The organism is Pseudoroseomonas cervicalis ATCC 49957 (genome assembly GCF_000164635.1).
GTDB classification, from domain to species: domain Bacteria; phylum Pseudomonadota; class Alphaproteobacteria; order Acetobacterales; family Acetobacteraceae; genus Pseudoroseomonas; species Pseudoroseomonas cervicalis.
On the sequence record NZ_GG771028.1, the window covers coordinates 1 to 2,719 of the forward strand.

2 protein-coding genes are annotated in these 2,719 nt (G+C 72.3%); both read left to right on the top strand.

The annotated features are described in order from the left end of the window. Positions 1–96: 96 nt before the first annotated feature. Positions 97–1,191, top strand: a complete 1,095-nt coding sequence (gene ychF / locus HMPREF0731_RS21475; protein WP_007006348.1) for a redox-regulated ATPase YchF — start codon at positions 97–99, stop codon at positions 1,189–1,191. Positions 1,192–1,318: 127 nt separating this feature from the next. Next, positions 1,319–2,719 (top strand): sensor histidine kinase (locus HMPREF0731_RS21480; protein WP_007006349.1); only part of this gene is annotated, 1,401 nt, incomplete at its 3' end.

A 2,719-nucleotide genomic window follows, 5' to 3' on the forward strand; every position in this document is an offset into this window, starting at 1 on the left:
CCTCCCGCCGGGCCGCCCCTGCCACAGGGCGCGGGCCCGGACCCCGCCTGCCGCGGCCCTGGGCCGCGTGGCGCCTTCTGCCTCCGAGGACCGGTCATGGGCTTCAATTGCGGTATCGTCGGGCTGCCGAATGTCGGCAAGTCCACCCTGTTCAACGCGCTGACGCAGACCGCGGCGGCCCAGGCCGCCAACTATCCCTTCTGCACGATCGAGCCGAATGTCGGCCGCGTCGCCGTGCCGGACCGCCGCCTCGACGCCATCGCGAAGATCGGCAAGAGCCAGAAGATCGTCCCCACCAGCCTGGAATTCGTCGACATCGCCGGGCTGGTGCGCGGCGCCTCGCGCGGGGAGGGGTTGGGCAACCAGTTCCTGGCGAACATCCGCGAGACGGACGCCATCGTACACGTGCTGCGCTGCTTCGAGGATGGCGACGTCACCCATGTCGAGGGCAGCGTCGACCCGATCCGCGACGCCGACACCATCGAGACCGAGCTGATGCTGGCCGACATGGACAGCCTGGAGAAGCGCATCACCGGGCTGCAGAAGCGCGCCCGCGGCGGCGACAAGGAGGCCTCCGGCCAGCTCGCCCTGATCGAGCCGATCCTGGCCGGGCTGCGCGACGGCAAGCCGGCCCGCGCCTCGATCCCCAAGGGGGAGGAGGAGGCGGTGAAGCGGCTGCAACTGCTGACCTCCAAGCCCGTGCTGTATGTCTGCAATGTCGAGGAGGGCGCGGCCGCCACCGGCAATGCGCAGAGCGCGCGGGTGTTCGAGCGCGCCGCCGCCGAGGGGGCCAAGGCGGTGGTCGTCTCCGCCGCCATCGAGGCGGAGATCAGCCAGATGGACGCGGCCGACCGGGGCGAGTTCCTGGAGGGGCTCGGCCTGTCGGATTCCGGGCTGGATCGCGTCATCGCCGCCGGCTACGGGCTGCTCGGGCTGATCACCTATTTCACCGTGGGGCCCAAGGAGGCGCGCGCCTGGACCATCCTGAAGGGGATGAAGGCGCCGCAGGCCGCCGGGGTCATCCATGGCGATTTCGAGCGCGGCTTCATCGCCGCCGAGACCATCGGCTATGACGACTACGTCACGCTGGGCGGCGAGCAGGCGGCCAAGGAAGCCGGCAAGATGCGCGTCGAGGGCAAGGAATACGTCGTCAAGGATGGCGACATCATGCTGTTCCGCTTCAACGTCTGAGATGGACTTTATTTTACCGTTCCGCCACCGGATGCTGTTTTCCGGCTAGGGGCGTGGCTCAGCCACCGCTAAGAAGACCCGACCGGGCCAGCCCCGGCCTCTTCTCGCGGTGGATCGGGCCCCTTCCTTGTCCCTCGACAGCTTCACCCTGCTCACCGTCAGCCTTGCCATCGGGGCCTTGCTGGGGCTGATCTGGATCGGCCTGTCCGTCGGGCGGCACAGCCTGCCGGGGCTGCGCGCCTGGGGCCTGTCGCTGCTCGGCATCAGCCTGGCCTCGCTGCTGCTCGGGCTGCGCGGCACGGTGCCGGTGTTCCTGTCCATCGACATCGCCAATCTCGTGATGCTGCTGGCGCTGGCCGCGACCTGGCACGGCGCCCGCCGCTTCGATGGCGATCCGCCGCTGCTCTGGCCGGTGCTGCTGCCGGGGATGATCTGGCTCGGCCTGCGTGCCCTGCCGGAGCTGACCGCGCCGGTGGAGACGCGGGTCATCATCCTGTCGATGCTCAGCGCGCCGCTGATCTTCGGCACCGCCCTGCAATTCGCCCGCGGCTATGCCGAGAGCCCGCTGCTGCGCGGCCTGCTGGCCGGCGCCTTCGCGCTGCAGGGGGTGCTGATGCTGCTGCGCATCCCCGCCGTGGCGATGGTGGGCGACTGGCAGCCGAGCGACGACCTGCCGGAGAATCTCTGGGTCCAGATGGTGATGCTGCAGGGCATCCTGCAGGGTGTCGGCATCAGCTTCCTGCTGCTGGCGCTGTTCCGCGAGCGGGGCGAGCGCCGCGCCCTCGCCGCCGCCGCCGACGCCGCGCGCAGCGCCGAGCAGGCGAACGAGGCGAAGTCGCGCTTCCTGGCGCGGATGAGCCACGAGCTGCGCACGCCGCTGAACGGCGTGCTGGGCCTCGCCCAGCTGCTGGCGGCGCGGCAGGACGTGCCGCCCGCGGTGCGCGAGCAGCTGGCGATGATCGAGGGGGCGGGCCGCCACCTGCTGGCCCTGGTCAATGACGTGCTCGACCTGGCGCAGGTGGAGGCCGGGCGGCTCGGCCTGCAATGCGCGCCGCTGGCGCTGCAGCCGCTGCTGCAGGAGGCGCTGGCCCTGGTGCGGCCGGAGGCCGAGCGCAAGCGGCTGGCGCTGGCGCTGGAGGCCGCGCCGGGCCTGCCGCCGGCGGTGCACGGCGATGCCCGCCGCATCCGCCAGATCCTGCTGAACCTGCTGGGCAACGCGGTGAAGTTCACCCCCGCCGGCGGGCGGGTCACCCTGGCCGCGTCGCCGCTGCCCGGCCAGGGGCTGCGGCTGGAGGTGGTGGACAACGGCCCCGGCATCCCGCCCGGCCAGGCGGCGCGGCTGTTCCGCGACTTCCAGCGGCTGGAGGGCGGGGCCGAGCGCGAGGAGGGCAGCGGCCTTGGCCTCGCCATCTGCGCCGGGCTGGCCCTGGCCATGCAGGGGCGGATCGGCGTCGAGGCCGGGCCGGACGGGCGCGGCAGCCGCTTCTGGGTGGAACTGCCGCTGCCGCCCGCCGCCCTGCCGCAGGCG